The 24,075-nt window shown below is 38.7% G+C and carries 25 protein-coding genes, 1 tRNA gene and 1 riboswitch; of the genes, 22 read left to right on the plus strand and 4 right to left on the minus strand.

Annotated elements, in window-relative coordinates:
* Positions 1 to 63 precede the first annotated feature (63 nt).
* From polX to M3627_RS06845, 11 genes are all read left to right on the plus strand, one after another.
* On the plus strand, positions 64 to 1,770 hold the full coding sequence (polX, locus tag M3627_RS06795; protein ID WP_251553403.1) for a DNA polymerase/3'-5' exonuclease PolX: 1,707 nt from the start codon (positions 64 to 66) through the stop codon (positions 1,768 to 1,770).
* 11 nt (positions 1,771 to 1,781) lie between these two features.
* A complete protein-coding gene (locus tag M3627_RS06800) occupies positions 1,782 to 4,145 on the plus strand; it encodes an endonuclease MutS2 (RefSeq protein ID WP_251553404.1) in 2,364 nt (787 codons plus the stop codon).
* A 193-nt stretch (positions 4,146 to 4,338) separates the two neighbouring features.
* Positions 4,339 to 4,749 carry a DUF350 domain-containing protein gene (locus tag M3627_RS06805; RefSeq protein ID WP_169361105.1) on the plus strand — a complete coding sequence of 137 codons (411 nt, stop codon included), beginning with the start codon at positions 4,339 to 4,341 and terminating at the stop codon, positions 4,747 to 4,749.
* A 370-nt stretch (positions 4,750 to 5,119) separates the two neighbouring features.
* On the plus strand, positions 5,120 to 6,817 hold the full coding sequence (locus M3627_RS06810; RefSeq protein WP_251553405.1) for an AMP-binding protein: 1,698 nt from the start codon (positions 5,120 to 5,122) through the stop codon (positions 6,815 to 6,817).
* A gap of 88 nt (positions 6,818 to 6,905) precedes the next feature.
* A complete protein-coding gene (locus tag M3627_RS06815) occupies positions 6,906 to 7,487 on the plus strand; it encodes a fatty acid metabolism transcriptional regulator FadR (RefSeq protein ID WP_169361107.1) in 582 nt (193 codons plus the stop codon).
* A gap of 16 nt (positions 7,488 to 7,503) precedes the next feature.
* Positions 7,504 to 8,277 carry an enoyl-CoA hydratase gene (locus M3627_RS06820; protein ID WP_169361108.1) on the plus strand — a complete coding sequence of 258 codons (774 nt, stop codon included), beginning with the start codon at positions 7,504 to 7,506 and terminating at the stop codon, positions 8,275 to 8,277.
* 21 nt (positions 8,278 to 8,298) lie between these two features.
* Positions 8,299 to 9,072 (plus strand): electron transfer flavoprotein subunit beta/FixA family protein, encoded by a 774-nt coding sequence (locus tag M3627_RS06825; protein WP_169361109.1) that lies wholly within the window; start codon positions 8,299 to 8,301, stop codon positions 9,070 to 9,072.
* Positions 9,073 to 9,150: 78 nt separating this feature from the next.
* Entirely contained in the window at positions 9,151 to 10,128 is a 978-nt protein-coding gene (locus M3627_RS06830; RefSeq protein ID WP_169361110.1) for an electron transfer flavoprotein subunit alpha/FixB family protein, read from the plus strand.
* Positions 10,129 to 10,259: 131 nt separating this feature from the next.
* The gene (gene trxA / locus M3627_RS06835; RefSeq protein ID WP_053588706.1) at positions 10,260 to 10,574 is read left to right on the plus strand and encodes a thioredoxin; all 315 of its coding nucleotides are present in this window, start codon (positions 10,260 to 10,262) and stop codon (positions 10,572 to 10,574) included.
* Between the two features lie 52 nt (positions 10,575 to 10,626).
* Entirely contained in the window at positions 10,627 to 12,417 is a 1,791-nt protein-coding gene (gene uvrC, locus M3627_RS06840; protein WP_251553406.1) for an excinuclease ABC subunit UvrC, read from the plus strand.
* Between the two features lie 43 nt (positions 12,418 to 12,460).
* Positions 12,461 to 12,638: riboswitch (Lysine riboswitch) on the plus strand.
* A 203-nt stretch (positions 12,639 to 12,841) separates the two neighbouring features.
* Positions 12,842 to 14,059 carry an aspartate kinase gene (locus tag M3627_RS06845; RefSeq protein WP_169361112.1) on the plus strand — a complete coding sequence of 406 codons (1,218 nt, stop codon included), beginning with the start codon at positions 12,842 to 12,844 and terminating at the stop codon, positions 14,057 to 14,059.
* A gap of 456 nt (positions 14,060 to 14,515) precedes the next feature.
* Here M3627_RS06845 and M3627_RS06850 read toward each other — a convergent pair whose 3' ends face one another.
* Positions 14,516 to 14,929, minus strand: a complete 414-nt coding sequence (locus M3627_RS06850; RefSeq protein WP_169361113.1) for a YslB family protein — start codon at positions 14,927 to 14,929, stop codon at positions 14,516 to 14,518.
* 284 nt (positions 14,930 to 15,213) lie between these two features.
* Between M3627_RS06850 and M3627_RS06855 the strand changes: the two genes are divergently transcribed.
* From M3627_RS06855 to sdhB, 3 genes are read left to right on the plus strand one after another with little or no spacing between them, the layout of a single operon-like run.
* Positions 15,214 to 15,825: a succinate dehydrogenase cytochrome b558 subunit gene (locus M3627_RS06855; protein ID WP_277347138.1), complete on the plus strand. Its 612-nt coding sequence runs from the start codon at positions 15,214 to 15,216 to the stop codon at positions 15,823 to 15,825.
* A 46-nt stretch (positions 15,826 to 15,871) separates the two neighbouring features.
* Complete coding sequence (sdhA, locus tag M3627_RS06860; RefSeq protein ID WP_251553408.1) at positions 15,872 to 17,632, plus strand: succinate dehydrogenase flavoprotein subunit; 1,761 nt, start codon at positions 15,872 to 15,874, stop codon at positions 17,630 to 17,632.
* A gap of 2 nt (positions 17,633 to 17,634) precedes the next feature.
* Positions 17,635 to 18,411 (plus strand): succinate dehydrogenase iron-sulfur subunit, encoded by a 777-nt coding sequence (sdhB, locus tag M3627_RS06865; protein ID WP_205964149.1) that lies wholly within the window; start codon positions 17,635 to 17,637, stop codon positions 18,409 to 18,411.
* Positions 18,412 to 18,467: 56 nt separating this feature from the next.
* On the opposite strand, the gene M3627_RS06870 is transcribed toward sdhB, so the two are convergent.
* Genes M3627_RS06870 through M3627_RS06880 form a run of 3 tightly spaced genes read right to left on the minus strand, consistent with a single transcriptional unit; the run spans position 18,468 to position 19,185 of the window.
* Positions 18,468 to 18,635 carry a hypothetical protein gene (locus M3627_RS06870; protein ID WP_251553409.1) on the minus strand — a complete coding sequence of 56 codons (168 nt, stop codon included), beginning with the start codon at positions 18,633 to 18,635 and terminating at the stop codon, positions 18,468 to 18,470.
* Positions 18,636 to 18,652: 17 nt separating this feature from the next.
* A complete protein-coding gene (locus tag M3627_RS06875; RefSeq protein ID WP_251553410.1) occupies positions 18,653 to 19,009 on the minus strand; it encodes a hypothetical protein in 357 nt (118 codons plus the stop codon).
* A gap of 17 nt (positions 19,010 to 19,026) precedes the next feature.
* Positions 19,027 to 19,185, minus strand: coding sequence for a hypothetical protein (locus M3627_RS06880; RefSeq protein WP_251553411.1), 159 nt, complete (start codon positions 19,183 to 19,185; stop codon positions 19,027 to 19,029).
* Between the two features lie 131 nt (positions 19,186 to 19,316).
* Between M3627_RS06880 and M3627_RS06885 the strand changes: the two genes are divergently transcribed.
* From M3627_RS06885 to M3627_RS06920, 8 genes are all read left to right on the plus strand, one after another.
* On the plus strand, positions 19,317 to 19,769 hold the full coding sequence (locus M3627_RS06885; protein ID WP_251553412.1) for an acyl-CoA thioesterase: 453 nt from the start codon (positions 19,317 to 19,319) through the stop codon (positions 19,767 to 19,769).
* A 61-nt stretch (positions 19,770 to 19,830) separates the two neighbouring features.
* Positions 19,831 to 20,055, plus strand: coding sequence for a helix-turn-helix domain-containing protein (locus M3627_RS06890; RefSeq protein WP_225215939.1), 225 nt, complete (start codon positions 19,831 to 19,833; stop codon positions 20,053 to 20,055).
* Between the two features lie 73 nt (positions 20,056 to 20,128).
* Complete coding sequence (locus M3627_RS06895; protein WP_169360995.1) at positions 20,129 to 20,587, plus strand: MarR family winged helix-turn-helix transcriptional regulator; 459 nt, start codon at positions 20,129 to 20,131, stop codon at positions 20,585 to 20,587.
* 9 nt (positions 20,588 to 20,596) lie between these two features.
* Positions 20,597 to 21,394 (plus strand): glutamate racemase, encoded by a 798-nt coding sequence (gene racE / locus M3627_RS06900; RefSeq protein WP_169360996.1) that lies wholly within the window; start codon positions 20,597 to 20,599, stop codon positions 21,392 to 21,394.
* 66 nt (positions 21,395 to 21,460) lie between these two features.
* Positions 21,461 to 22,210, plus strand: a complete 750-nt coding sequence (gene rph / locus M3627_RS06905) for a ribonuclease PH (RefSeq protein WP_169360997.1) — start codon at positions 21,461 to 21,463, stop codon at positions 22,208 to 22,210.
* A 7-nt stretch (positions 22,211 to 22,217) separates the two neighbouring features.
* A complete protein-coding gene (locus M3627_RS06910; protein WP_251553413.1) occupies positions 22,218 to 22,811 on the plus strand; it encodes an XTP/dITP diphosphatase in 594 nt (197 codons plus the stop codon).
* 16 nt (positions 22,812 to 22,827) lie between these two features.
* Positions 22,828 to 23,334, plus strand: coding sequence for a metallophosphoesterase family protein (locus M3627_RS06915; RefSeq protein WP_251553414.1), 507 nt, complete (start codon positions 22,828 to 22,830; stop codon positions 23,332 to 23,334).
* A gap of 77 nt (positions 23,335 to 23,411) precedes the next feature.
* Positions 23,412 to 23,485: transfer RNA gene (locus M3627_RS06920), tRNA-Arg, on the plus strand.
* The last annotated feature ends 590 nt before the right edge of the window (positions 23,486 to 24,075 follow it).

Here is a 24,075-nt window from a genome sequence, read left to right on the forward strand (position 1 = left end):
TTTAAATAGTCAGCTTATAGGTTGTGAAGGACTTATGTTTTCTTACTTAAAGGAGGTCTACTAGTGGATAAAAAGACGATAATTAAAACATTAGAAAAAATTGCATTATATATGGAGCTTCAAGGAGAAAATCCTTTTAAGGTATCTGCTTTTCGAAAAGCAGCACAAGTTTTAGAGCTAGATGATCGTAGCTTGTCTGAAATGGATAATATAACTTCGCTTAAGGGTATTGGTGCGGCAACTGGATCCGTAATCACTGATTTAATGGAAACTGGACAATCCTCTCTTCTCAAAGAAATGCAAGAGAAAGTGCCAAGTGGTCTGTTGCCTATGCTAAAAATCCCGGGTCTTGGAGGAAAGAAAATTGCCAAGCTGTACAAAGAATTAGGTATTGAATCCATCGAACAGTTAAAGACTGCCTGTGAGGAAGGGAAGGTTCGCGGACTTGCAGGATTTGGGGCTAAAACCGAGGAAAAGATACTAGCTCAGCTCGAAGTGTTTCAAACCAAACCGGAAAGAACTGCTATTTGGCAGCTTGAGCCGATTGTGGCTTTTATAGAAAATACATTAGCAGGTATAGAAGAAGTGGTGAAATATTCTGTTGCAGGGTCGTATAGACGAGTGAAAGAATCTAGTAAGGATATCGATTTTATCGTTGCGACGAATTCCCATCAAAAGGTCAGAGAGGAATTACTAGAAAAGCTTCCCCTCCTAAAAATTATTGCAGCTGGAGACACTAAGGTATCAGTTACTTTAGATGTTGAAAACGAAGTGGATGTAGACTTTAGGTTAGTAGAACCTCATCAATATGCTTCTGCCTTACATCACTTTACAGGGTCTAAAGATCATAATATTAAAATGAGACAAATTGCCAAAGAAAAAGGGCTGAAGATAAGTGAATATGGTGTGGAGCAAGAGGACGGCTTCGTACAGTCCTTTGAAACAGAGGAAGCGTTTTATTCATTCTTCGATTTACCATTTATACCTCCGACTATACGAGAGGATGGGACAGAACTAGACAAGCTAGAAAAGATTCCAAGTCTTGTAACGCTGGAGGATATTAAAGGCGATTTTCACATGCACTCCACTTGGTCAGATGGAGCTCATTCTATTGAAGAAATGGTAGAGGCTTGTCGTGAAAAAGGGTATTCCCATATGGTGATAACAGACCACTCTAACTACTTAAAAGTTGCTAATGGTCTTTCAAGAGAGAGACTGTTACAGCAAATCCAAACAATACAAGGATTAAATGCAAAATATAACGATATTGAAATATTAGCTGGAACAGAAATGGATATACTTCCTGACGGTTCGCTGGACTTTGATGACGAGTTACTAGAGCAGCTAGACTTCGTCATTGCATCTATACACTCTAGCTTTAGTCAGTCACAAGATAAAATTATGGCAAGACTTCGTACCGCAATGGAAAACCCTCACGTTCATATGATTGCTCACCCTACGGGAAGAATTATTGGAAGTCGTACAGGTTATGATCCAGATGTGCCAACGTTAATAGAGTGGGCTAGTGAATTTGGAAAAATACTAGAGCTCAATGCAAACCCACATCGTCTCGACTTAGAGACAGAATACTTAAAGCTAGCACAGGAAAAAGGCGTTCTGATAGCCATTAATACAGATGCCCATCATATCGATCAATTAAGATATATGGATGTAGGGGTTAAATATGCTCAAAAAGCATGGCTGAAAAAGGACAACGTTGTTAATACATGGACATTTGATAAATTCAAACAGTATTTGAAGAATAAATAGGAGGTGCCAAGGTGATAGCCGAAAGAGCACTGAAAACTTTAGAATATTATAAGATCAGAGAAGAGGTAGGGAAATATTGTACCTCCTCTATCGGAAAAACCCATATAGAAAAGTTAGTTCCATCTGTTGATTACGAGGAAGTAACTAAGCTTCTAGAGGAGATGGATGAGGGACTTACCATACTACGGCTAAGAGGAAATGTTCCGATGGGAGGAATCGTCGATATACGTCCTCATGCAAAACGGGCTCAAATTGGTGGGATGCTAAGTCCGATGGAGCTGATGGAGACTGCGAGCACGATAAGAGCTAGTAAAATTCTTCGAAATTTCTTAGAGAACGTCGCAGAAGCAGAGTCAGTAGCAATCCCACATTTTCTATCTAAAAAGGACTCTTTGCCAATTTTAACGGCTTTAGAGCATGAGATAAACGACTGTATCGATGAGAACGGAAGTGTACTTGATAGTGCAAGCAGCACGCTGCGCTCCATCCGTCAGCAGTTAAGAATCCAAGTGAGTCGCGTACGTGAGAAGCTAGAGAGCTATACACGAGGGGCCAATGCATCTAAAATGCTTTCCGACTCTATTATTACCATTCGAAACGACCGCTATGTTATACCTGTAAAATCAGAATATCGCAGCCATTACGGTGGAATTGTACATGATCAGTCTTCCTCTGGACAAACACTTTTTGTTGAACCATCAGCGGTAGTCCAAATAAACAATGATATTCGTGCATTAAAGGTAAAAGAACAAGAAGAGATTGAACGTATTCTTATTCGGTTGTCAGGCGAGGTAGAGGCTGTTGGACATGAGATATTCCTGTTAGTTAATATACTTGGTGAAATTGACGTCATATTAGCAAAGGCTAAATATGGACAAGCAGAAAAATGTACGATGCCATTGATTAATAACGATGGATACATCCGTTTGGTGAAGGCGAGACATCCTCTTATTTCAGTAGAACAGGCTGTTCCTAATACAATTGAATTTGGAAAGGATATTACTGCTATAGTAATCACTGGTCCAAATACGGGAGGAAAAACCGTTACATTGAAAACGGTTGGTCTTTGCACTTTAATGGCTCAAAGCGGGATACCAGTTCCAGCATTAGATGGGTCGGAGCTTGCGCTATTTGAGTCCGTGTTTGCTGACATTGGCGACGAGCAGTCTATTGAGCAAAGCCTAAGTACATTCTCCTCTCACATGGTCAACATTGTGGATATTCTAAAAAAATATAACGATAAATCATTAATCTTGTTTGATGAGCTTGGTGCAGGAACCGACCCTCAGGAGGGAGCAGCTCTAGCTATCTCAATTCTAGATGCGGTCCATGGAACTGGAGCCCGTGTCATGGCAACTACACACTATCCTGAGCTAAAAGCCTATGGCTACAACCGACCTGGTGTGGCCAATGCAAGTGTGGAATTTGATATTGAAACGCTTAGTCCGACTTATAAGCTATTAATCGGAGTACCTGGACGAAGCAATGCATTTGAAATTTCAGAGCGTTTAGGCTTGCCAAACCATATTATCTCACAGGCACAGACGTATACAGGAACTGACCGTGGAGAAGTAAACTCTATGATTGCTTCCCTAGAGGATAGTCGTAGACAAGCTGAGCGAGATGCAGAGGAAACCGAGGCTGAGTTAGAAAAGGCTAAGCATTTAAAGGATGATCTTGAGCAGAGACTTGCAGAATACGATGAGAAAAAAGAAAAACTAGAACAAAAAGCGAAAGACAAAGCTAGAAAAATAGTGGAAGAGGCAAGAAGAGAAGCGGACGAAATTATTAGCGAGCTACGAAAAATGCAATCTAATACACATAAACTTGTAAAGGAACATGAATTAATAGATGCTAAGAAACGTTTAGAAGAAGCCCTTCCGAACAATCCTGTATTGAAAAAACAGAAAAAAATAAATGAACGTGTGAAAGAATTACAGTCGGGCGACGAAGTAAAGGTGTTAAGCTTTGGCCAAAAAGGAACCTTACTAGAAAAAGTGTCTAAATCCGAATGGTCCGTACAAATTGGAATGCTCAAAATGAAGCTAGATGAATCAGACTTAGAATTTATAAAACCAGAAAAGCAGAAACAGAGCGTATCAGTGAATGCAGTAAGAGGTAGAGATGCACATGTGAAGCTTGAGTTGGATTTACGTGGAGAGCGCTACGAGGATGCTATTATTCGAACAGAAAAATATTTAGACGATGCGATATTGTCGAACTATCCGAGAGTTTCTATTATTCACGGAAAAGGAACAGGTGTCCTAAGACAGGCTATTCAGCAGTACTTGAAAAATCATTCGCGAGTAAAAAGCTATCGATTCGGTGAGGCTGGCGAAGGTGGACACGGCGTTACTGTCGTTGAATTGAAGTAATGTTGGAAGGAAGGAGAAACAGATGTCATTTAATCCGTATTCTCTTTCTTCCCCTTATTAGTAAAGTAGATATAACTCGTTGTTTTCTTTTTAACAAAAGCACGGGGAAATGGAAATTTATTCAGCTATATAAAAAATGAAACTTTCATTTTTATAAATCGTAAAGATAGAAAAGTTTGAAAGGGGCTATATCATGCTGCTAGGTAGTTTTTGGTCAAATCCATTAGTAGAATCTGCAGGTTATTTTAGTGTGGTTATATTATGTTTAATAGTTTCCATGGTTATGTTTGAGATCGTGACCAAATATAAAAACTGGCAGGAAATCAAAAATGGAAATGTCGCAGTGGCACTAGCCACGGGTGGGAAGATATTTGGTGTATGTAATATCTTTAAATATTCAATTGAAGAGCATAATACACTTTTTGAGATGATTGGTTGGGGACTATATGGATTCGCTCTTCTAATTATCGCGTATTGGTTATTTGAATTTTTTACTCCCGGCTTTAATGTGGATAAAGAAATAGAAAATGATAATCGATCCGTTGGATTTATTTCGTTAATTATTTCTGTAGGATTATCATTTGTTATTGGTGCGAGTATTTAATTAGGAGAGATAAAGATGGAGAAATTATCAAAGGTATTAATTGTAGTTGGAATATTTTTTCTAGCAATTGGCATAATATATATAGTAAAAAATTCATAGAGTTATTTAAGCTCCACAGGAAGCTGTAATAATGCGTTAGTAAATTCAATTGAATGAATTAACGAATTAGTACAGTCTCTTTTTTTATCTGTTTTAAGTTGATTTCACTAACGTTTATGTTTTGTCAGGCCTATTACCTTCTTTAGTTTGGATTGGAATGCAAAGTGACTACTACTTTTCTTTTTTTATGAATTGAATTGTCATTCATTTTTATCTATAATAAAAAATAGGAATATTCACTCTATTAAAATCATACAAAGGGGGCAAACAAATGATTGAAAAACCATGGCTTTCTCACTATCCGCCGGAAGTTCCACACACGCTTGACTATGAAACTATTCCTGTCCAAGAGTATCTTACGAGAGCGTACAAGAAATTTCCAGCGAAGATAGCCATACATTTCATGGGGAGAGATGTAACTTACAAAGAGCTTTACGAATCATCGATGAAGTTTGCGAATTATTTGCAGTCATTAGGCCTGCAAAGAGGGGACAGAGTAGCAATTATGCTGCCAAACTGTCCGCAAGGGGTTATAGGTTATTTTGGGACCTTATATGCAGGTGGTATTGTTGTACAAACAAATCCTCTGTACACTGAACGAGAAATCGCGTACCAGTTAAAGGATTCAGGAGCAAAAATCATTTTAGCTATGGACATTCTTTTTCCTAGAATTACTAAGGTAATTAAAGAAACAGATTTAGAAAATATCATCATCACAGGAATTAAGGACTACCTACCCTTTCCTAAAAATCTTATCTATCCATTTATACAGAAGAAGCAATATGGCTTTAGTGTAAAAGTTGAGCATCGAGGTATGAACCATCTATTTACTGAAATTATGAAGGTCGGTAAGACGAATACCATTGACTTAACATTCGATTTTGAAGAGGATCTAGCTTTACTTCAATACACTGGCGGTACTACTGGCTTCCCTAAAGGCGTTATGCTCACGCATAAGAATTTGATTTCAAACGTTTCTATGAGTAGAGCATGGTTGCATGAATGTCGTGAAGGAGAAGAGTCGATTTTAGGTATCCTACCTTTCTTTCATGTATATGGCATGACTACTGTAATGATTTTTTCTGTCATGCAATGCAATCGTATGATATTATTACCTAAGTTTGATGTGGAGACGGCACTAAAAACAATTGATAAACAAAAACCCACACTGTTTCCAGGCGCTCCAACTATGTACATCGGTATTTTAAATCACCCAGATGTTAAAAAGTATGACTTATCTTCTATCGTAGCTTGTTTAAGTGGTTCAGCAGCCCTACCAGCCGAGGTTCAAGAAAAGTTTGAAGAAATAACAGGTGGAAGACTAGTAGAAGGTTATGGTTTAACTGAAACATCTCCTGTTACACATGCAAATTTAATATACAGTGAGGACCGGGTAAAAGGCTCCATTGGTGTTCCTTGGCCAGATACAGAAGCTACCATTTTTGGACCAGAATCTACTGAGTCATTGCCACATGGAGAAATAGGTGAAATCGCTGTCAAAGGCCCACAGGTAATGAAAGGCTATTGGAATCGCAAAGAAGATACAGAAATGATGATGCGAGACGGATGGTTATTAACAGGTGATTTAGGGTACATGGATGAAAACGGTTTCTTTTATATTGTAGACCGCAAAAAAGACCTTATAATCGCTGGTGGATATAATATTTATCCGCGTGATGTAGAAGAAGTATTATACGAACATCCAGCTGTTCAAGAATGTGTAGTAGCTGGAGTACCAGATCCATATCGTGGAGAAACAGTAAAGGCATACATCGTATTAAAAGAGGGTATGACTGCAACAGAGGAAGACCTCAATACACATTGTCGCGATAACCTTGCTTCCTTTAAGGTTCCTAGAATTTATGAATTTAGAGATGAGCTTCCTAAAACTGCCATCGGGAAAATTTTAAGAAGAAACTTAATAGAGGAAGAAAGAGAAAAGTTGAAGAAGGTAGCGGTTGAGAGTTAATTGTTTATTGACAATATAAAAAATTGAATATAAAATAAAAATATGAATGAATCATCATTCATATTTTTATTTTTTGGTGGTGAATTCATTGAAGAAAGACAAACCTAAGTATAAACAAATTATTGACGCAGCAATCATCGTCATAGCTGAAAACGGATACCATCAATCTCAGGTTTCTAAAATAGCTAAACAAGCTGGTGTTGCAGATGGAACCATCTATTTATACTTTAAAAACAAGGAAGATATTTTAATATCGGTTTTTGAAGAAAAAATGGAAGTATTTGCGGATAACTTGAAAGAAATTTTGAAAGAGGACATCAGTGCCTCTGAAAAATTATATAAGATGATTGAAAATCATTTTAAGGTACTGGCAAGTAACAAGCATCTAGCAACTGTAACCCAACTGGAGCTCCGTCAATCCAATCTAGCCTTGCGTTTACGAATAAATGCTATCTTAAAAAATTATTTGACATTGCTCGACACCATCTTAAAAGAAGGTATAAAAAATGAGGAATTCGAAAATTCTGTAGATATTCGCTTAGCAAGACAAATGGTTTTTGGTACAATTGATGAGACGACTACTTCCTGGGTGATGAATGAGTATAAATATGACTTGGTCGGACTTACAGAGAAAGTACATCGTTTATTATTAAAAGGGATAACAACCTAAAAAGGGATGTGGGTAAATGGAGTTTTTGTCATGGAATGTCGAAAATCATGTAGCAACTGTTACTTTGAATCGTCCTCCTGCAAATGCACTAGCAAGGGGTGTTATTTTAGAAGTTAATAGCTTGTTAGACGAAGTGGAGCACGACGATAACGTTCGTGTGATCCTTCTAAAAGGAGAAGGACGATTTTTCTCAGCAGGGGCAGATATTAAGGAATTTACCACAGTGACTTCTGGAGAAGAGTTTTCAAAGCTAGCTTCTAGTGGACAAACTATATTTGAAAGAGTCGAAACATTCTCTAAACCAATTATTGCTGCCATTCATGGTGCAGCACTAGGTGGGGGATTGGAATTGGCAATGAGCTGTCATATTAGACTAGTTGCTGAAAATGCTAAGCTTGGATTGCCAGAGCTACAGTTGGGATTAATACCGGGCTTTGCCGGCACCCAACGTCTACCACGCTATGTTGGGTTTGCTAAAGCAGCAGAAATGCTTTTAACAAGCGATCCTATCAGTGGGAAGGATGCAGCTGTATACGGGCTAGCAAACCATGCTTACCCTGAGGAAGAATTGTTTGAAAAGGCTGGGGAGCTAGCAGCTAAAATTGCAAAGAAAAGCCCAGTTGCAGTAAAGGCAGCATTGGAAATGCTTCAATATGTGAAGCCTGCATCTTATCACGAGGGTGTAAAAGCAGAAGCGAATGCCTTCGGAACAGTTTTTGTTTCAGAGGATGCAAAAGAAGGTATTTCAGCATTTATCGAAAAAAGACAGCCTGACTTTAAAGGTAAATAACAATATGGGGAGGACTTCAACATGAATATTTATGTTCTAGTTAAACGCACGTTCGACACAGAGGAGAAAATTGTTGTAAGCGGAGGGAAAATTCAAGAGGATGGTGCAGAGTTCATCATCAACCCTTACGATGAGTATGCAATAGAGGAAGCAATCCAAGTACGCGACGCACATGGCGGAGAAGTAACGGTTATCACAATGGGCGGCGAGGATGCAGAAAAACAATTACGTACAGCTTTAGCGATGGGTGCTGATAAAGCAGTACTTATCAATACAGAAGACGACATAGAAGAAATGGACCAGTTCACAGCGGCTCATATTATATCCGAATACTTAAAAGACAAGGATGCAGATTTAATCTTAGCAGGTAACGTTGCGATCGATGGCGGTTCAGGTCAAGTTGGACCACGTGTTGCAGAGCTTTTAGGTATAAACTATGTAACTACGATTACAAACCTTGAAATCAATGGAACAACTGCTACAATCAAACGTGACGTTGAAGGAGATACAGAAATTTTAGAGGCATCATTACCTCTTTTAGTTACTGCACAGCAAGGTTTGAACGAACCACGCTACCCTTCTTTACCAGGTATTATGAAGGCGAAGAAAAAACCTTTAGAAGAACTAGAATTAGATGACCTTGATATTGACGAAGATGATGTAGAGGCTAAAACAGAAACAATCGAAATTTACTTACCTCCTAAAAAGGAAGCTGGAAAAGTATTAGAAGGAGATCTAGCTGATCAAGTGAAAGAGCTAGTGAGTCTTCTTCATACAGAAGCGAAAGTAGTATAACATTTAGTTTCTAGTAATCTATGAACATCTCGAAATTAAAGAGGGTTCGAATCATTTATAAAATGGGAGGAACAAATCATGTCTAAAAAAGTATTAGTTTTAGGGGAAGCACGTGAAGGTGCACTTCGTAACGTATCATATGAATCAATCGCTGCAGCAAAGCAAATTTCTGATGGTGGAGAAGTAGTAGCAGTATTATTGGGGGATGCAGTCCAAGACTTAGCTGTTGAGCTAGGGAAATATGGTGCAGACCGTGTTATTACGGTAGAACATCCACATTTAAAGCAATATACTTCTGATGGCTATGGTCAAGCATTTATGGCAGTAGTTGAACAAGAAAATCCAGAAGCTATTGTTTTTGGTCATACTGCTTTAGGAAAAGATTTATCACCAAAAATTGCTGGTAAATTACAAATCGGATTAGTTTCTGATGTAACAGCTATTGAAGGAGAAGGGGATGATGCAGTTTATATTCGTCCGATTTACTCTGGAAAAGCATTTGAAAAAGTGAAAGTAAAAGACGGAATCGATTTTATAACTGTTCGTCCTAATAACATTGCTCCACTTGCAAAAGACGATAGTAAATCTGTCGACGTTTCATCGTTATCAGTAGAAATTACAAACCTTCGTACTGTTATTAAAGAAGTGGTACGCAAATCTTCTGAAGGTGTTGACTTATCTGAAGCGAAGGTTGTTATTGCTGGAGGACGTGGAGTGAAGAGTGAGGAAGGCTTCGGACCATTGAAAGAGCTTGCTGACGTATTAGGTGGTGCAGTTGGAGCTTCTCGTGGAGCTTGTGACGCTGACTACTGTGATTATTCACTACAGATCGGTCAAACAGGAAAAGTGGTAACTCCAGATCTTTATATCGCTGTTGGTATTTCAGGGGCAATTCAGCATTTAGCAGGAATGTCTAACTCGAAAATCATTGTAGCAATTAACAAGGATCCAGAAGCAAACATTTTCAAGGTTGCTGATTATGGAATTGTTGGAGACTTGTTTGAAGTTCTTCCAATGCTTACAGAAGAATTCAAAAAGCTTAAAGTAAATGCATAAGAAAATACTCGGCTCCTATTGGGCCGAGTTTTTTATGGATATGGTTATATAGAAGTGTGTAAGCTAAATTGTAGATGTAGCTTTTTTTGTCTGCTATAATCAGTTTAGAGTTACTAAAGGAGGAATTATTTATGGCAATTGTACATGGAACAGATCAAACCTTCTCACAAGAAGTAGAAAAAGGATTAGTATTAGTAGATTTTTGGGCAACATGGTGCGGACCTTGTAAAATGATTGCTCCAGTTTTAGAAGAAATGGACGCTGAAATGAGCGATAAAGTTAAAATCGTAAAAGTAGACGTTGACGAGAACCAAGCAACTGCAAGTCAATTTGGAATCATGTCTATTCCAACATTAGTGTTATTCAAGGATGGTCAACCAGTAGATAAAGCGGTTGGTTTCCAACCAAAAGAAGCACTAGTTCAATTCGTTGAGAAAAACGCATAATAATAAAAACCGGGTCCTCTATGGTTCCCGGTTTTTTTAAACAGGTGATGAGATGAACGAACTTATACAACAAAAGTGTGCAATTTTGCCAGATCAACCAGGCTGTTATTTGATGAAGGATCGACAAGGCGTCATTATATATGTAGGTAAAGCAAAGATATTAAAAAATCGTGTACGATCTTATTTTACGGGATCACATGACGGAAAAACTCAAAGATTAGTACAAGAAATAGTCGACTTCGAATATATCGTTACATCATCCGAGTTAGAGGCACTAATTCTAGAACTCCATCTCATTAAAAAGCATGACCCAAAATACAATGTCATGCTTAAGGATGATAAAACGTATCCATATATAAAAATTACTGCAGAAAAGAATCCTAAGCTCATCATTACGAGACAAGTAAAAAAGGATAAGGGTAAATATTTTGGACCATATCCAAATTCTCATTCTGCTCATGAAACAAAAAAATTACTGGATAGATTATATCCATTAAGAAAGTGTCAAAAGCTACCTAGCCAAGTTTGCTTGTATTACCATATCGGACAATGCCTTGCCCCTTGCGTAAAAGAAATTGAAGAGGAAACATACACCGAAATTATTCATGGAATCTCTAGTTTTTTAAACGGTGGCCATGCAGCGGTCAAGAAAGAGCTAACTGAAAAAATGAATGCAGCAGCAGAACAGCTGGAGTTTGAACGTGCAAAAGAGTACCGCGATCAAATAGCACATATTGATCAAGTGATGGAAAAACAAAAAATGACGATGAATGATTTCACAAATCGTGATATTTTCGGATACACAGTAGATAAGGGATGGATGTGTGTCCAAGTGTTTTTTGTACGTCAAGGAAAGTTGATAGAAAGAGATGTTTCTCTTTTCCCAATTTACCGTGACCCGGAGGAAGAATTTCTTACCTTTTTAGGTCAGTTCTACTCCAAACCAGAGCATATTAAACCAAAGGAAATATTTGTACCTAATACGACTGATTTAGAGTTAGCCTCTGAGTTGTTGGAAATGAAGGTTATTATTCCTCAAAAGGGTTCCAAAAAGAACCTAGTGGATTTAGCGCAAAAAAATGCTGCGATAGCTTTGAAAGAAAAGTTCCACTTGATTGAACGACAAGAGGAACGAACTGTAGGGGCATTAGAAGAACTAGGTAGTCTTATGGGAATTGCTATGCCAAGCAGAATTGAGGCCTTTGATAATTCTCATATTCACGGTACCGATGCGGTTTCTGCCATGGTTGTATTCGTTGATGGCAGAGCATACAAAAAAGACTATCGGAAGTATAAAACGAAAACTGCAGCAAAGCATGATGACTATGGCGCGATGCGTGAGGTCGTTCGTAGACGTTACACTCGTGTGCTAAAAGAGAGATTGCCTCTACCTGATTTAATCATTATTGATGGAGGTAAAGGACAAATAGAAGCAGCGAGAGAAATTATAGAGGATGAACTTGGCTTAGATATTCCAATTGCAGGACTAGCAAAAGATGCCAAACATCAAACATCCTCCTTGTTATATGGTGACCCATTAGCGATTATCCCGATGAAAAGAACAAGTGAAGCATTCTATCTTCTTCAAAGAATTCAAGATGAGGTCCATCGATTTGCAATTACTTTCCATCGACAACAGAGAGGGAAACATACAATTGCCTCCTCGTTAGATGGAATTGAAGGAATAGGTCCAAAACGGAAGAAAATGCTTCTTAAGCATTTTGGCTCCCTCAAACGAATGCAAGCTGCATCACGAGAAGAACTAATAGAATCTGGACTCCCTAGTAAATTAGCCGATAATCTAATGGCTCATTTTCAGAAAAATTTATTGTCTTCTGAATAATCTTATGTTATCTTTAAAACAATTTAATATTCACTATTCAAACAGTGAAGGTAGAGGTGCGAATTGCAAGAGTACTAATCGTGAGGATGAAAGATCCTACGACCGATTAAGAAAGGGTTGTTCGCCGAAACATAGAAAAGCTTTTCCTTTCCTATGTTGGTTCTGTATTTAAGAGATGCAGGACTGTCAGAATATATATATTCTGGAGGGCTATCTCACATGGGCAATCATTGTTGACCGTGTATGAGAAGAGTTAGCTTTCCGCAAATATGTGGAAAGCTTTTTTTATTGTTTAGGAAATTATAAGATTATGAACCTGTGGATAAGTTGATGTCTAGCGCAAGCAGCCTTGCCCCTCAGGGCAGGGATAGGCGCTTGCGCTTTTCTTGTTGTCCGCTCAAGGAGATAAAGGGGAGATAGGTTAATGAGTAAAATTGTGATGAAATTTGGTGGAACCTCTGTAGGCTCCATAGAGTTAATTGGTAACGTAGCAAAAAGGGTACAACTAGAAAAGGAGAAAGGACATGATATCGTCGTAGTTGTATCTGCAATGGGAAAAACAACAGATGACTTAGCGGAAATGGCTAGTAAAATCACTAACAATCCAACAAAAAGAGAAATGGATATGTTGCTTGCTACAGGAGAACAAGTCACTATGTCCTTACTAGCTATTCAGTTAAATGCACTTGGAGTAGAGACGCTCTCTTTAACAGGTTGGCAAGCAGGGATAGTTACGGATGAAGTACATAGAAATTCAAAAATTAAGCAATTGGATGGCCAGAAGATAAATGAGCATTTAATCGCTAATCGAGTAGTAATTGTGGCCGGCTTTCAAGGTATGTCGGAATTAGGGGAGATTACTACTTTAGGGAGAGGAGGGTCAGACACTACAGCCGTCGCCATAGCTGCAGCTATCGGAGCAGACATTTGTGATATTTATACGGATGTAGATGGTGTTTATACGTCAGATCCACGCTACGTATCTCATGCAAGAAAACTAGAACAGCTAGAATATGATGAGATGCTGGAGTTAGCTCATTTAGGAGCTGGAGTGCTGCACCCAAGAGCAGTGGAATTCGCAAAAAACTATAAGATTCCATTACGAGTACGTTCAAGCTATGAAGAAACGGAAGGAACCATTTTAAAGGAGGAAGTAGATGTGGAGAATAATTTAGTAGTACGAGGGGTAGCTTTTGAATCAGATATAGTACGTTTAACGATTGAGTATACAGTGCCTTTTAATGGTTCACTCGCTTCCATATTTACTACCCTTGCCAATAACCATATTGATGTAGATATTATTGTTCAGTCGATTGTCGAAGGAATGAAGCCTACCGTTTCCTTTTCTATAAAAAAAGAATCTCTTTCGGAAGCAATTCACGTTTTAGAGAAAACGAAACAGAATCTAGGTTTTACCTTTGCGGATTTTGAGGTGGGTTTAGCTAAGGTATCTATTGTAGGTTCAGGGATGGTATCTAATCCTGGTGTCGCTGCACAAATGTTCGACCGATTAAGCAAGGAAAACATACCAGTTAAAATGGTTAGTACCTCAGAAATAAAGGTTTCAGTTGTAGTGCCTCAAGGCAATATGATTCAAGCAGCGAATGCACTCCATGATGAATTTGATTTGGCTATAAATTAAGTAATAATTATAGGCTATGTTAAAGGGCAGGGTTGATTTATGATACTAAGAAATCTTAAATCAGAGAGTAGAATTGATTTTTCGCCCCAGCCTGACGCTTTCCTCGGGGTAAGCGATAAGCCACCACCCACAGCAATCGCGCGTGGTTGTGATGGCTTATCTGTCTCACTCATCCCGTAGGAATCGCCGTCTGGTGCTTCAATGAATTAATGGGAACAGCTTTAATGCATGGATAAGTGCTTATAAATTTACTCGCATAAACAAAGCTTAAAACTGTCACCAACCCCAATTTCACAATCTATTTATGTTCTTAATAGCCATTTGAAAGTTCCTTTGTTTATGTTTAAAGTCACTATTAAAAGAATTGTTAGTCAAAATCAACCAATAACTTTAACAAAGCTTTATTAAAAAAAGAGAGGAAGATGGAAATTGCTCCATCCTCCTCTTTATGTATCTTTAGCGTTTACTTTTTAAGTCCCATTTAATATGGAAGGTGACCAACCCAGTTTTTTTTACAAACTCATCATAGCATTCAGTTTCATAGCCATCTATTTTTTGCTTCTGCTCTGCAAGAAAGCCAGCCTCTAATCGGTGACATCTATTAATTCCACTTTGAGGAAGATTGTATGTTTCTAGCGTGTAATAGGCCGAATCTTTTGATGTTTTATCTAACTCAAGCCTTCCCCAGCCAGCCTCTTGGAAGAAAGAGATGGCTTCTTCCATTGAATAGAGTGGAAACTTTCGTGCAAGGTCCTTACCTGCCCAGTACAATATTTCTTTTTCATGTTTTCCGAGAATAGAAGTGAGCACGTGATCTCTTATTATTTCATATCCAAAGGAAGTTACATGTGAATGTTCTCTTTCATTCAAACAGCAACCCTTCTTTCCAAAGATAAATAAAAACTATAATCTATTCTAGCATAAAATATTTTCACTGGGAGAGAATACTTTGTGAAAAAATAAACTAATCATTATATAGGTGAGTGTCAGAAAGATGAACAAAATCAGGAAACATACCTTGACGCTCTAAAATGTTGAGAGTACAATGGATATGTCATAAATTCGTAACAAGAAGGTGTGAACATGTGATGATTTATTATTCTATTACAATAGTTTAATCATCGCTAATTGGAAATTTGAGGGGGGTTACTGTTTTGTCGAAAGATCGCGAATTTTTCATGCGTCGATTACATTCTTTACTTGGTATTATTCCAGTTGGATTATTTCTGGCGCAACATTTAGTAGTAAACCATTTTGCTACAAGAGGTGAAGAAGCCTTTAACACGGCATCACATTTCATGGAGAGTCTACCTTTTAGACTAATGCTGGAAGTGTTTGTAATTTATATTCCTTTGTTGTTCCATGCATTCTATGGTATCTATATTGCATTTACTGTTAAGTACAATCCTAACAGATACGGTACTCTAAGAAACTGGTTGTTTATTTTACAACGTTTTACTGGAATATTCCTTGTTGTGTTTATCGCATGGCATGTATTTGAAACACGTTTCCAAGCTGCAATTGGAGCTAAGGAAGTTAACTTTAACATGATGAATGAAATTTTATCAAACCCATGGATGTTAGCTTTTTATATTGTAGGTGTAATTTCTGCAACCTTCCATTTAGCTAACGGTATCTGGTCATTCCTTGTAAGCTGGGGAATCACTCAATCACCAAAATCTCAAAGAATTTCAACTTATGTAACATTAGTAATCTTCTTAGCGTTATCTGTAGTTGGTGTACAAGCACTTTTAGCATTCGTATAAGACCCTTCTACACCTAAGCTACTATAAATTTAAGGAGTGAAATAGCATGGCAAAAAATAAACTTATTGTTGTCGGCGGTGGATTAGCCGGATTAATGGCAACAATGAAAGCTGCCGAAGAAGGCACACAAGTAGATCTATTCTCATTAGTTCCTGTTAAACGCTCACACTCTGTATGTGCACAAGGCGGTATTAACGGGGCTGTAAATACAAAAGGTGAAGGGGATTCACCTGCAGTTCATTTAGATGATACTGTTTATGGTGGAGACTTTTTAGCAAACCAACCTCCTGTTAAGGCAATGGCAGACGCTGCTCCAGGAATCATTCATTTGTTTGACCGTATGGGAGTTATGTTCAACCGTACACCAGAAGGTCTATTAGATTTCCGTCGTTTCGGAGGAACTTTAATGCACCGTACAGCATTTGCTGGTGCAACAACTGGTCAACAGCTACTTTATGCGCTTGACGAACAAGTTCGTCGCTTTGAAGTAGAAGGTCTAGTAACAAAATACGAAGGATGGGAATTCCTAGGTATTATTAAAGACAATGAAGGAACTTGTCGCGGTATTAAAGCGCAAAACCTTAACTCATCAGAAATCCGTGCTTTCCGTGGAGACGCTGTAATCATGGCTACTGGTGGTCCTGGGATCATTTTTGGTAAAACAACTAACTCTATTATTAATACAGGATCTGCTGCAAGTATCGTTTATCAACAAGGCGCTTACTATGCAAACGGAGAATTCATCCAAATTCACCCAACGGCAATTCCTGGAGATGACAAGCTTCGTCTGATGTCAGAATCAGCTCGTGGTGAGGGTGGTCGTATTTGGACGTACAAAGACGGTAAACCTTGGTATTTCCTAGAAGAAAAGTATCCTGCTTACGGTAACCTAGTACCACGTGATATCGCGACTCGTGAAATCTTTGACGTTTGCGTTAATCAAAAATTAGGTATTAACGGCGAAAACATGGTATATCTAGATCTTTCTCATAAAGATCCACATGAATTAGACGTAAAACTTGGTGGAATCATTGAAATCTACGAGAAATTTACTGGGGACGACCCTCGTAAAGTTCCTATGAAAATTTTCCCTGCTGTTCATTATTCAATGGGTGGATTATGGGTAGATTATGATCAAATGACGAACATCCCTGGTCTATTTGCTGCTGGCGAATGTGACTATTCTCAACATGGAGCTAACCGTTTAGGAGCTAACTCATTACTTTCAGCTGTATTTGGTGGAAGCGTGGCTGGTCCTAATGCTGTTAAATACATGAAAGGGCTTTCCACTCATGCAGAAGACTTAGATGATTCTATTTATGAAAATGAAGTGAAGCTTGAGCAAGAGAAATGGGAGCAAACACTAGCTATGAAAGGTACAGAAAACGCTTACCTTTTACATAAAGAGCTAGGTGAGTGGATGACTGATAACGTAACAGTAGTTCGCTACAACGACAAGCTAGAGGAAACTGACAGAAAAATTCAAGAGTTAATGGAAAGATACGAAAACATTAACATGGATGATACGCAACGCTGGTCAAACCAAGGCGCATCATTTACTCGTCAATTGAAAAATATGTTATACTTAGCACGTGTTATCACGTTAGGAGCACTTCAACGTAATGAAAGCCGTGGAGCACATTACAAACCTGATTTCCCAGAACGTAATGACGAAGAATTCATGAAAACTACTATGGCTAAGTTTGATCCAGCTACAGGGGCTCCAATTATTCATTATGAAGATATTGATATATCTCTTGTTGCTCCTCGTAAACGTGATTACTCATCATCGAAAGGAGCAAAATAATCATGGTGACGGCAACAGAAACCAAAAAGGTTCAAATAGAAATTTACCGTCAAGATACTCCTGAATCCAAACCCTATTGGGAAAAATTCGAAGTAAATTGGCGTCCAAATATGAATGTAATTTCTGCATTAATGGAAATTCGTCAAAGACCAGTTAACACAGATGGTAAAGCTACTACTCCTGTAACATGGGACATGAACTGCTTAGAGGAAGTATGTGGTGCATGTTCAATGGTTATTAATGGTCGTCCACGTCAATCTTGTTCAACACTTATTGATCAATTGACTCAACCGATTACATTAGCACCTATGAGCACTTTCCCTGTCGTACGTGACCTTCAAGTAGATAGAAGCCGTATGTTTGACGCTTTGAAAAAAGTTAAAGCATGGGTTCCAATTGATGGTTCTTATGACCTTGGAGAAGGTCCACGTATGCCAGAGCGTAAACGTCAATGGGCTTATGAATTGTCTAAATGTATGACTTGTGGTGTATGTTTAGAGGCTTGTCCAAACGTAAATGATAATGCTTCATTTATCGGACCAGCTCCGCTTTCACAAGTTCGTTTGTTCAATGCGCATCCAACTGGAGCTATGAATAAAGACGAGCGTTTAAATGCGATCATGGGAGATGGAGGCCTTGCAAACTGTGGTAACGCACAAAACTGTGTAGTTGCATGTCCAAAAGGTATTCCACTTACAACTTCTATCGCTGCATTAAACCGTGATACTACAGTTCAAATGTTTAGAAACTTCTTCGGAAGCGACAACATGGTAGACTAATAAATATGTTAAAGCTCAGAATGCAAATTCTGAGCTTTTTTTTATTGTTTAGGAAATTACAAAATACTGAACCTGTGGATAAATTGATGTCTAGCTCCACCGCCTTGCCCCTCGGGGTCAAATGGATAAAAGCTCCGGTGGCTGAGGAACTGCCTCCTCGCTTTTCCCCATTTGCCTGTCGGGGCAGTGACAGGCGGTGCGCTTTTCTGGATGTCTAGCTCCACCGCCTTGCCCCTCGGGGTCAAATGGATAAAAGCTCCGGTGGCTGAGGAACTGCCTCCTCGCTTTTCCCCATTTGCCTGTCGGGGCAGTGACAGGCGCTTGCGCTTTTCTGGATGTCTAGCTCCACTGCCTTGCCCCTCGGGGTCAAATGGATAAAAGCTCCGGTGGCTGAGGAACTGCCTCCTCGCTTTTCTCCATTTGCCTGTCGGGGCAGTGACAGGCGCTTGCGCTTTTCTGGATGTCTAGCTCCACCGCCTTGCCCCTCGGGGTCAAATGGATAAAAGCTCCGGTGGCGAAGTACTGCCTCCTCACATTTCTCCATTTGCCTGTCGGGGCAGTGACAGGCGCTTGCGCTTTTCTGGATGTCTAGCTCCACCGCCTTGCCCCTCGGGGTCAAATGGATAAAAGCTCCGGTGGCTGAGGAACTGCCTCCTCGCTTTTCTCCATTTGCCTGTCGGGGCAGAGATAGGCGCTTGCGCTTTTCTTGTTGGAAAGTTCCCGGCGATGTTTAAGGCTTTTTTCAAGTATGGTCCGTTCGTCAAAATACGACAAAGAAACCGGATGAAATGTGTATTCCTTTCACTAATAATTTGTTAGATGGATTTTTAATTTTCTGATATAATAAATGAATGATTATTCATTTTTAAATGAATATCTATTCTAAATATAAAGGGGATTATTATATGAGAGCAGGATACATAGAAGACTTAGAAGCGTGGGAAAAGGGATTTTCTTTTTATACGGAGGTCAGTGTGCGTTTTTCAGAAACAGATATGTATGGGCACTTAAACAATACCGTACCATTCACTTACTTTGAATATGCTCGTATTGAATACTTTAAAAAGGTTATGCTTATGAATGATTGGCTTAATCCTAAAGGAGAAAAGATACCAGTAGTTGCTGATCTACAATGTGATTATCAGAAACAGGTATTTTTTGATGAGAAGCTCCACATTTATGTAAAAGCCAATTCAGTTGGTAGTTCTTCGGTTGATATCCATTACATGGCAAAGAATACAAAAGGAGATATAGTGTTTACTGGAAGAGGCAGTATCGTACAAATTGATAAGAAAACGGGAAAATCTGCAAAATGGACCGAACAAGAAAAAGAAGTTTTTCAAAAGAGTATTTACTAGCCGTCACCTACCATCCCTTTGCTACATACGTTAGTAGGAGAGTGGATAGGGGGCTATGGCATTGTACGATGGTAATCAGCAAAGATCAATTTTGACGAGCAGAGAGCGTCAAATATTTCAATTATTAGTAGAAGACAATTCTACAAAAGACATTTCAATTCAGCTGTCTATTAGTGAAAAAACAGTTCGAAACCATATATCTAACACGATACAAAAATTAGGCGTATCTGGTAGATCTCAAGCAATTGTTGAACTATTAAGACTAGGCGAATTATCATTGAATTGATTTGAATCCTTGCCATTTTCCTCAGAACAAGTCACAATAATAAGAGGACGTATTGTTTTGAGGAGTGAGATTCATGGCAGAAGAAAAGAACCAAGTGGAACTTAACCACGAAGATGTTGCTTTTTTAGAAAAAGAACTTCGGCATATTTCAGGGATTATCAAACAAAGAGGGCGACAAATCTTAAATTCTTATACGATAACGCCTCCCCAGTTTGTAGCTCTTCAGTGGCTTTTCGAGATTGGAGACATGACAATCGGGGATTTATCTAATAAAATGTATTTAGCTTTTAGTACCACTACGGACTTAATTGACCGGATGGAAAGAAGTGAACTAGTACAGCGAGTAAGAGACGAGCAAGATCGTCGAGTTGTACGAATACATTTATTAAAAGAAGGCGAGCGTATCATCGAAGAGGTAATTGACAAACGACAGCAATACTTAAAAGATGTGCTGAAACAGTTTGACCAAGATGAAGCACAAACATTATCAACTTTATTAGCAAAATTACATCTTGAGATGAAAAAGAACTGAGGAATTGACGTGAAAGCCCCAATCGGTGTGATAGACTCTGGTGTGGGAGGTTTGACAGTTGCAAAAGAAATTATGCATCTACTCCCAAACGAAGAAATTATTTATATTGGTGATACAGCTAGATGTCCTTATGGACCTAGAACTAGTGAAGAAGTTCGTAAATTTACATGGCAAATGGCAATTGCCTTGTCTAAAATGAAAATTAAAATGCTTGTAATAGCATGTAATACTGCGACAGCAGTAGCTCTAAACTCCTTGAGTAAGAAAATGCCTTTCCCAGTGATAGGTGTTATTTTCCCGGGAGCAAGAGCGGCTATTAAAGCAACGAAAAAAAATGAAATTGTAGTGTTAGGTACAAGCGGTACAATTAAAAGTGGGGCTTATGAAAAAGCGATTGCAGCTCTGAATACTTCTAGTAAAATCATTCCGCTTGCATGCCCTACTTTTGTTCCAATTGTTGAGAGTAATGAATATGAGGGTGACTTTGCGAGAAAAATGGTTTTTGAAGCCTTGCAACCCTTAAAATCAGAGCATTTTGATACGGTTATCCTTGGTTGCACACATTACCCATTATTGCAAAAGCATATTGAGGATGCAGTTGGTGAACATGTAAATGTACTATCATCAGCTGAGGAAACCGCCCAGGATGTATTGGAGTACTTAGATTATCATCATTTACGCAATCCGACCGAGATAGAGAAAGAACCTATTTTCTATACGACCGGTTCGGTGCCAATCTTTAAAACAATTGTCGAAAAATGGTTAAACTTGTCGAATGCAGATATACGGACAATTTCATTTCATTAACCCTGTTAAGAGAATCCTCGAATAGCGGGGTTTTCTTCTGTTCAGGTACATAAAAAGGAGAAATATATGATTAGATTTGATGGAAGAGAAACAAAGCAATTGCGAAAGGTAACAATCGAGACAGATTATTTAATGCACCCAGAAGGATCTGTATTAATCACGGTAGGTAATACCAAAGTTATTTGTAATGCAACAATTGAAGATCGAGTGCCTCCTTTTTTAAGAGGACAAGGTAAGGGTTGGATTACAGCTGAATATTCTATGCTTCCACGCGCCACAGAATCACGTACACAGCGTGAGTCGTCTAAAGGGAAGGTTACTGGTCGTACGATGGAAATACAGCGTCTAATAGGACGAGCTTTGCGATCGGTAGTAGACCTCGAAGTAATAGGGGAAAAAACAATTTGGATTGACTGCGATGTCATTCAGGCCGATGGGGGAACAAGAACTGCTAGTATAACTGGGGCGTTTGTTGCATTAACCATTGCACTAGGAAAACTGTATGAGCAAAAGCAGCTTCCTAAATTTCCTGTAATTCAATACCTAGCTGCTACTAGTGTAGGGATAGTTGATGAAATTGGAGTAGTGTTAGATTTAAATTACGTAGAGGATTCTTCCGCAACTGTGGATATGAATATAGTACAAACTAGCAGTGGTGAGTACGTTGAGCTTCAAGGTACGGGCGAAGAAGCAACTTTCTCAAAAAGTGAACTATTGGAGCTTCTAGAGTATGGTGAAGCTGGAATCCAGCAGTTAATGGATATCCAACGAGCTGCATTAGGAGATTTAGCTTCTAAAATTGATGAGAAAGGATGATTTGATCATGAAACAAATAATTATTGCAACTAAAAATAAGGGGAAAGCAAAGGATTTTGAAGCATTATTTAATCCCCTTGGATACGAAGTGCTAACCCTACATGACGTAGCAAAAGAAATGGATGTTGAAGAAACAGGTATAACCTTTGAAGAAAATGCCTTGTTAAAGGCGACTGCGTTAGCTGAACATTTACAATCGATCGTAATTGCGGATGACAGCGGCCTTGAAGTGGATGCCTTAGGCGGTCGTCCTGGTGTCTATTCTGCGCGTTATGCGGGAGAAGAGAAGAGTGATGAGGCAAACATCACCAAACTGTTAGAAGAGCTTAAAAACGTAAAAGAATCCGAAAGAAGTGCCCGCTTCGTTTGTGTGATTGCAGTTGCATCTCCAACCATGGAGCCATTCACAGTCAGAGGAACATGCGAAGGCGTTATTGCTCAAGAAAGAAAAGGGAATAACGGTTTTGGTTATGACCCAGTCTTCTTTGTTCCGTCCGAGAATAAAATGATGGCCGAATTATCTGCAGAAGAAAAAGGGGCTATTTCTCACCGTGGAAATGCTATTAAGCAATTAAAGTCAAAATTACCTGATTTACTATAAAGGTGGTGGCTGTTCGATGAAGCTTTTAGTCATGAGTGATACTCATTCGGATATAGCTACAATGGAAGAAGTTATACGTTTTCGATCCAAGGAAGTAGATGCGATTATTCACTGTGGGGATAGTGAGTTAGAGGCTTCCTTTTTTGAGGACAAACCTGTTTCCATTGTTAAAGGGAATTGTGATTATGATCTTGGATTTCCAGAGGAAAAAATTATTTCGTTGGAAGACCAAACCATTTTAATCGTTCATGGCCATCGTCATCAAGTCAAATCCACGATATTGCCTCTCAATTATAGGGCGCAGGAAGTAGGAGCGACGATTGTCTGCTTTGGCCATTCACATTTACTTGGTGCAGAGCTTCAAAACGGCATCTTGTTTGTGAACCCAGGAAGTCTTCATCAGCCAAGGGGACGTAAGGAAAAGAGCTATTCAATTATTGAAAAACAAAAAGATAGTTGGCAAGTTCTATTCTTCTCCTCTGACCATAAACTGTTAGAAGAAGTCACTTTCAATTTTTCGTAAAAGTACTGTTGACATTCATTTGTTATCATTATATAATAAATCTTGTCTTTCCTATCTGTGTGGTGGGGGAGTACTTGGTCTCAGTAGCTCAGCTGGATAGAGCAACGCCCTTCTAAGGCGTCGGTCGGGAGTTCGAATCTCTCCTGGGACGTAATAAGGTTCAGAAGAATAAATTTGAACCAACTAAAAAGCATTTCAAGTCCTTTGTCGAAAAGGGTTTGAGGTGCTTTTTTGTTTTTTGCTGAACCTAGAGTAATGTTGATCCACCAATTATTGAGAAGATCTCTAATATATTCTCTATAAGCTGAAGGAGCCTTACTTTCAACCTAAGCTGCTTATAATTCAATGAAGCATTTAAACTAATTCCATAATAAATGGGCCTAAGAATATCGGTTTTTGAAAGAATACGCATAAAAGACATTGCCAAATGCCATAACAATTAGAGGCTATATAATAAATCAGCATAAACACTCTACATAAAATTGCTATCAATTGTTGTAGTAAATGCCCTCTAAATATCGCTTAACCTTTTTTTACTATAATGATCTTGGGTATACGAATAGGAAAAAGGAGCACAGCTATAGTCGATTAGAATATTGCCAAACGTATAAAATATACAAGCAAGAATCAAAAGCCAAGCCATAGAAATATGGCCATGAACGATAAAAAAATACTCCTACGAGCAAGGTGGCTGTACATAATAGATAATCTGTGAGTAGCGGTATGCATAGATATATTATC

The sequence above is a fragment of the Psychrobacillus sp. MER TA 171 genome (assembly GCF_023713305.1).
Classification (GTDB): Bacteria; Bacillota; Bacilli; order Bacillales_A; family Planococcaceae; genus Psychrobacillus.